We start from the raw sequence: 5,251 nt of genomic DNA, 5'->3' as shown, positions 1-5,251 counted from the left end.
CCCGCGCGCCTCCTTGAGCTGGCGGCGGAGGAGCGTGACCTCGCGCATCATCTCCGACTTCTCGAGCGCCTTCTCGATGAGGGGCCGGAGACGCCGCGTCTCCACCGGCTTGGTGATGTAGTCGTACACCCCGCGCTTCATTGCGCTCACCGCGGTGTCGACCGTCGCGTGGGCGGTGAGGATGATCACCGTCGCCGAGGGCAGATCCTGCTGCAGCGCCCCCGCGAGCGACAAGCCATCCATGCCCGCCATCACCAGGTCCGCAATCACGAGATCGGGACGGAAGGCGAGCGCGCGCTGAAACGCCTCGTCGCCGTCGCGCGCTTGCTCGACCTCGTAGCCCCAGCCGGTCAAGAGCGTCGTGAGCCCTTCGAGCGTATCGGCGTCGTCGTCCGCAACCAAGATTCTATGTGCCATGGACGGCCCAGGCTGCAAGGGGCGTGCAAAAATGTACGCTCTAAAATCCGGAGGGTTACGGCTCACCGCCCAGGGCGGGCTTTCGGGGGCGGGTAGTAATTACCGTGTAACCGCGTGAGCGCGACGGCTGCCGCGTCCGGCCGCCGCCGCGCTCTGAGGGTATTGCCCGGTACTGCATGCGCCGGAGCCCGCGAAGCTCCGGCGCTCGTTGTGATGAGCTAGCGCACGCGCCGCGTGGACTCCATCTCCGGATCCGGCGTGCGATCCAGGAACTGATCGAGCTCGCGCTCCGCGCGATCCTTGGCCCAGCCGTACCGCTCCTGCAGGACACCGGTGAGCTTGTCGTAGCGGCCGGCCGCCACGTCGAGATCGTCGTCGGTGAGCTTGCCCCACTGCTCCTTGACACTGCCCTTGAGCTGCTTCCACTTGCCGGAAAGAACGTCGCGGTTCATTAAGTTCCTCCTTTCGGACTTTGCCTCGTGCCTTCGCCCGAAAGGGGAGCAAGGGACATGCCGCTCGGATGACGCGACACAAACGGCTGATGTGACGGGACTTCGCCGCCGGAGTGGTCTGCGCGAAAGGAGCGCGCGTCGGGAATATCGACCCGGTCGGCACTGCTCTTGCAGCCCCGTGAGTACCGTTGGACAACCCATGGAGGTGTGACGGATGAAGGCCAGCATGATCATCGGCATCGTGCTCATCGTCCTCGGCGTGGTGGCGCTGGGCTACGAGGGCATCACCTACACCACGCGGGAGAAGGTGGTGGACATCGGACCGCTGAAGGCCAGCGTCGAGAAGAAGAAGACGATCCCGCTCTCGCCCGTGCTGGGCGGCGCCGCGCTAGTTGGCGGGATCGTTCTCGTGCTCGCGGGCTCGCGGCGCGGCTGAGCCCGGCAACGGCGGCACGCCCGCGCGGCGATCGAGCACGTCGGCGAGGATGTCCACGAGGGCGAAGGGCTCGATGGGCTTCTTGACGTGGACGTGGTAGCCCGCGGCGAGGATCCGCACCGCGTCCTCGTCGCTCGCGTAGGCGGTGAGCGCTACCGCGGGAAGCGGCACGCCGACGCCGCGCGCCAGCTCCACGCGACGGACGCGGCCGATCAGGCTCAGCCCGTCCTCGCCCGGCATGCCGATGTCGGACACGAGCACGTCGGGCCACTCGTGCTCGAGCGCATGCATGGCCTCGGGCACCGAGGCCGCCGTGGCCACCTTCGCGCCGGCCCACCCGAGGCTCATCGCGCAGGCCTCGCGCGCGTCGCCGTCGTCATCGACGAACAGCACGCGGACGCCGGCGAGAATCGACGTCAGCTCGGAGGGCTCGTGCCGCGCGCTCGGCCCGGCGGGCTGACCATCCGATCGGTGGGCGAGCGGCAGGATTACCGTCATCGTGGCGCCCTGCCCTTCACCCGGGCTCTCCGCCTTGATGCCGCCGCCGTGCAGCTCCACGAGCTGCCGGGCGATCGCGAGGCCCAGGCCGAGCCCGCCCTGCACGCGGGTGGTGCTGCTGTCGCCCTGCCGGAAGCGATCGAAAATACGCGGCAGGAGGTCGGGGGCGATGCCCTGGCCGGTGTCCCGCACGCAAAGCTCGGCGTGGCCTACGCGGCGCCCGAGCAGCACCTCGACGCGGCCGCCGCGCGGCGTGAACTTCACCGCGTTCGTGAGCAGGTTCCACAGCACCTGCTGGAGCCGGGTGGCGTCGCCCATGATGAGCCCCGCGTCCGGGTCGAGCGCGCGCGCGATCGTCAGCCCCTTGTCCTCGGCCGCCGCCCGGACCGTCTCCACCGCCGACTCGATCACCGAACGAAGATCGAGCGGCCGCATCTCGAGCCGCAGCTTGCCCGACGCGATGCGCGAGATGTCCAGGAGATCGTCGATCAGCTGAGCCTGCAGCGCGGCGTTGCGATCGATGGTGTCGACGGCCTTGGCGAGCGTGGCGGCATCGAGGGGCTGCTGGCGCAGCACGCCCGCCCAGAGGCGCAGCGCGTTCAGCGGCGTGCGCAGCTCGTGTGAGAGCGTCGCGAGGAACTGATCCTTCGCCAGATTGGCCTTCTCGGCCTCCGCGCGCGCCAACCGCTCCCGGGCGAGGAGGGCCGCGCGCTCCGCTTCGACCGCTTTGCGGTCGGTGATCTCGGTCACCACCGCGAGCGCCGAGCCGGGCTGCCCCAGCTCCCGGATGCGCGAGATCGACACGTTCGCCCACACCACGCGCCCACCGGGCTGGACGAACCGCGTGTCGAAGGTCCGCGAGCGCCCGGTCGCCTGGAGGTCCTTGAGGATGTCGCGGAACGCCCGCAGGTCGTCCGAGTGCACGATGTCCTCGATCCGCCGGTGCAGGACCTCATCACGCGGGCGCTGCACGAGCTCGCAGAAGCGGTCGTTGACGAACGTGAGGCGCCCCCGCAGATCGGACTGGACAATCCCCGCGGTCGCCTGGTTCACCATCGCGGAGAGGCGCTCCTCGCGGTCGCGGAGGTTGCGGTCGGCGTCGGCCCGCTGGAGCCCCGCGTGGAGGAGCGCGTCCGACATCGCGTCCACCTCCGCCACCGGGGAGCGGGGGCGGCGGGTGAGCCGCCCGGAGCATAGGTCGTAGGCCGATCCGGCGAGCACGCGAATGGGTCCGGTGATGCGGTGCCCGAGGAATGTCGCGGCGAGGATGCCGAGTAGCAGGAAGCCCAGCCCGCCGGTGGTCACCGCGCGGACCGAGCGCCAGAACGGCTGGTCCACGACGAGGGCCGGCACGACCGCCACCGCGGTCCATCCGCTCACGTTCGATCGCGCCTGAGTGTAGTACACCCGCCCCCGTGAGTCGACGCCGCCTGTCCAGACGTGCAGCGGGCTGGCCGGCGTGGACACCGGGTACGGCGAGCTCTTGCCGACGAACTCGGCATGGGCCTCGGAGTGGGCGAGGATGCGCCCGTGGGAGTCGACGACTACGCCGAAGCGGTCGCCGGAGAGCTTCTGCTCGATGAGGATGTCGCGAATGTTGCCGGCCGAGATCATGGCGCTGAGCACGTAGACCAGCCGCACGTCCTGGTACACGGGGACGCGCACGGCGAAGTAGGCATCGGCGGCGCTCGGCCCCGGCTGCAGCGCGCCCACCGCGGGCAGTCCGGTCGTCATGGCGCGGGTCAGGCTCTCCCGATCGCCCTCGATCACGGGCTCGGCGTCGGTGGCGAAGGGCCGCCGTGTGTTCATGAGCTCGCGTCCGCTGGGGTCGCTCAGGACCACCGCGATCCACTGGCTCTGCGTGGTGACGCGCCGCTCGGCGTCGTCCCGGAAGCGCGCGAGGTCACCGGCCTGGAGATTGCGCGACATGCTCAAGATGTTGAGCGTGCCGACCACCGCGGACAGCTCGCGGTCGATGTTGTTGGCGACGGCCCGCGCGCTGTCGGCCGTCTCTCGCTCCACCGTGATCCGACGCTCACCGGACAGGCTCATGGCCAGCCAGGCGGTGAAGACCACCATCGGAAGCACGGCGGCGAGGACGAGGACGATCAGGTGCGCGCGTACGGAGAACCGGCGCTCGAGCAGACTTCCGCGCCGCGGCAACGCCGTCGCTCGCTCGCGTGACCCGGGGGCTTCTGCGGCGTCACTGCCGCTCGAGCCGTCAGGCGCGCTCAACGCGTAGCGCCTACCTCATCCTCCGGCAGGGTGTCCTCCGGCGCGTTGTCACCGATCCATGCCTGAGCCGCACGCACGCCGGTCTCCCGCGCGTCGGACTCCGTGGAGAAGTCTGACGAGGGAACGGGGACCGGCATGGTGCTGAGGCCGGTCGGCGTGGCGTGCACGACATTGGCGACGACCGCCCAAGCTCCGCTGGCCCGCTGCTCGGTGGTGACCACGATGTCGTAATCCGGGTGGCTCGAGGTGACGATGTAACGCTGTGTCATGATGGGCTTCCCGGCTGCAAGCGACATGCCCTGCCTCGCATGCGTCCAGCGCGGGGAAAGCCTGAAAAGAACGCATTTTCAGCGCAAAGAAGGCCTCTCAAAGGGAGGGCCCCGTGAAACTTTTTACCGACCGGTAAGTCCTACCTACCGAGACCGTGTAAAAAGGCGGGCGTGCGCGCTCGACGGCTCAGTCGGAGCCGGCGCCCTCGAGCGAGCCCTTGGGCAGGCGCTGCCGAACCTTTGGGTAGCTACCCCACGGATCCACGCGGCGCGCGGCAAGCTTCGCGGGGACGGTCGCGACCGTGAAGCGGTCCGCGGTCACGCGGGGCGAGAGCTCGTCCCATGCGAGCGGCATCGAGACGGGCGCGCCCGGGCGGGCGCGCGTCGAGAACACCGCCACGGTACTGGCGGCGCGCCGGTTGCGGAGATAGTCCACGTAGATCTTTCCGGGCCGCGCCGTCTTCGTCATCGTGGCCGTGAAGCGTTCGGGCTGACGGCGGGCCAAGGTCTCCGCGACGGCCCGCGTGAAGGCGCCCGTCTCGTCCCAGCTCGCGCGCGGCGTCAGCGGTGCTACGACGTGGAGCCCCTTGCCGCCGCTGGTCTTGACGAAGCTCTCGAGGCCCACGCGCTCGAGCATCCGGTGGATGAGGCGCGCGGCTTCGACCACGCGGGCCCACGGCACGCCGGGGCCCGGATCGAGATCGAGCACGATGCGGTCGGGCCGCTCGAGATCGTCGATGGTCGCGTTCCACGTGTGAATCTCGAGAATGCCGAGCTGCACGGTGCTGATCAGCCCAGCGACGGAGTCCACCACGAGCCCGTCCGCCTTCTGGCCGCCGATCTTTACCCGCCGGAGCGCGCCGCCGGCCGCGCCCGGCCCGGCGTGACGCTGGTAGAAGCACTGCCCATCGATGCCGTCGGGACAGCGCACGAGGGTCGTCGGC

The 5,251-nt window shown here is 69.9% G+C and carries 6 protein-coding genes; 1 reads left to right on the top strand and 5 read right to left on the bottom strand.

The annotated features are described in order from the left end of the window. Positions 1-417: response regulator (locus VFX14_05285; GenBank protein ID HEU5189083.1), on the bottom strand; the 417-nt coding region annotated here is incomplete at its 3' end. A 218-nt stretch (positions 418-635) separates the two neighbouring features. Beyond that, positions 636-869 carry a CsbD family protein gene (locus tag VFX14_05280; GenBank protein ID HEU5189082.1) on the bottom strand — a complete coding sequence of 78 codons (234 nt, stop codon included), beginning with the start codon at positions 867-869 and terminating at the stop codon, positions 636-638. Between the two features lie 214 nt (positions 870-1,083). Here VFX14_05280 and VFX14_05275 point away from each other — a divergent pair, with 214 nt between their 5' ends. Continuing rightward, positions 1,084-1,305 (top strand): DUF3185 domain-containing protein, encoded by a 222-nt coding sequence (locus tag VFX14_05275; protein ID HEU5189081.1) that lies wholly within the window; start codon positions 1,084-1,086, stop codon positions 1,303-1,305. Here VFX14_05275 and VFX14_05270 read toward each other — a convergent pair. The 3 genes from VFX14_05270 to ligD form a co-directional block, all read right to left on the bottom strand. Next, entirely contained in the window at positions 1,258-3,966 is a 2,709-nt protein-coding gene (locus VFX14_05270) for an ATP-binding protein (GenBank protein HEU5189080.1), read from the bottom strand. The genes VFX14_05275 and VFX14_05270 overlap by 48 nt on opposite strands. Positions 3,967-4,034: 68 nt before the next feature. Next, positions 4,035-4,307 carry a hypothetical protein gene (locus tag VFX14_05265; protein ID HEU5189079.1) on the bottom strand — a complete coding sequence of 91 codons (273 nt, stop codon included), beginning with the start codon at positions 4,305-4,307 and terminating at the stop codon, positions 4,035-4,037. 187 nt (positions 4,308-4,494) lie between these two features. Then, the coding region (gene ligD / locus VFX14_05260) for a non-homologous end-joining DNA ligase (GenBank protein ID HEU5189078.1) at positions 4,495-5,251 on the bottom strand (757 nt) is incomplete at its 5' end.

This window comes from Candidatus Methylomirabilota bacterium (assembly GCA_035764725.1).
GTDB lineage: Bacteria > Methylomirabilota > Methylomirabilia > Rokubacteriales > CSP1-6 > DASRWT01.
The sequence above is the reverse complement of the archived record's forward strand: the minus strand, read 5'-3'. Positions and strand labels throughout refer to the sequence as shown.

Coding starts and splice junctions, on each gene's coding strand:
- VFX14_05280 (HEU5189082.1), bottom strand. CDS start 869: ATGAACCGCGACGTTCTTTCCGGCAAGTGGAAGCAGCTCAAGGGCAGT.
- VFX14_05275 (HEU5189081.1), top strand. CDS start 1,084: ATGAAGGCCAGCATGATCATCGGCATCGTGCTCATCGTCCTCGGCGTG.
- VFX14_05265 (HEU5189079.1), bottom strand. CDS start 4,307: ATGACACAGCGTTACATCGTCACCTCGAGCCACCCGGATTACGACATC.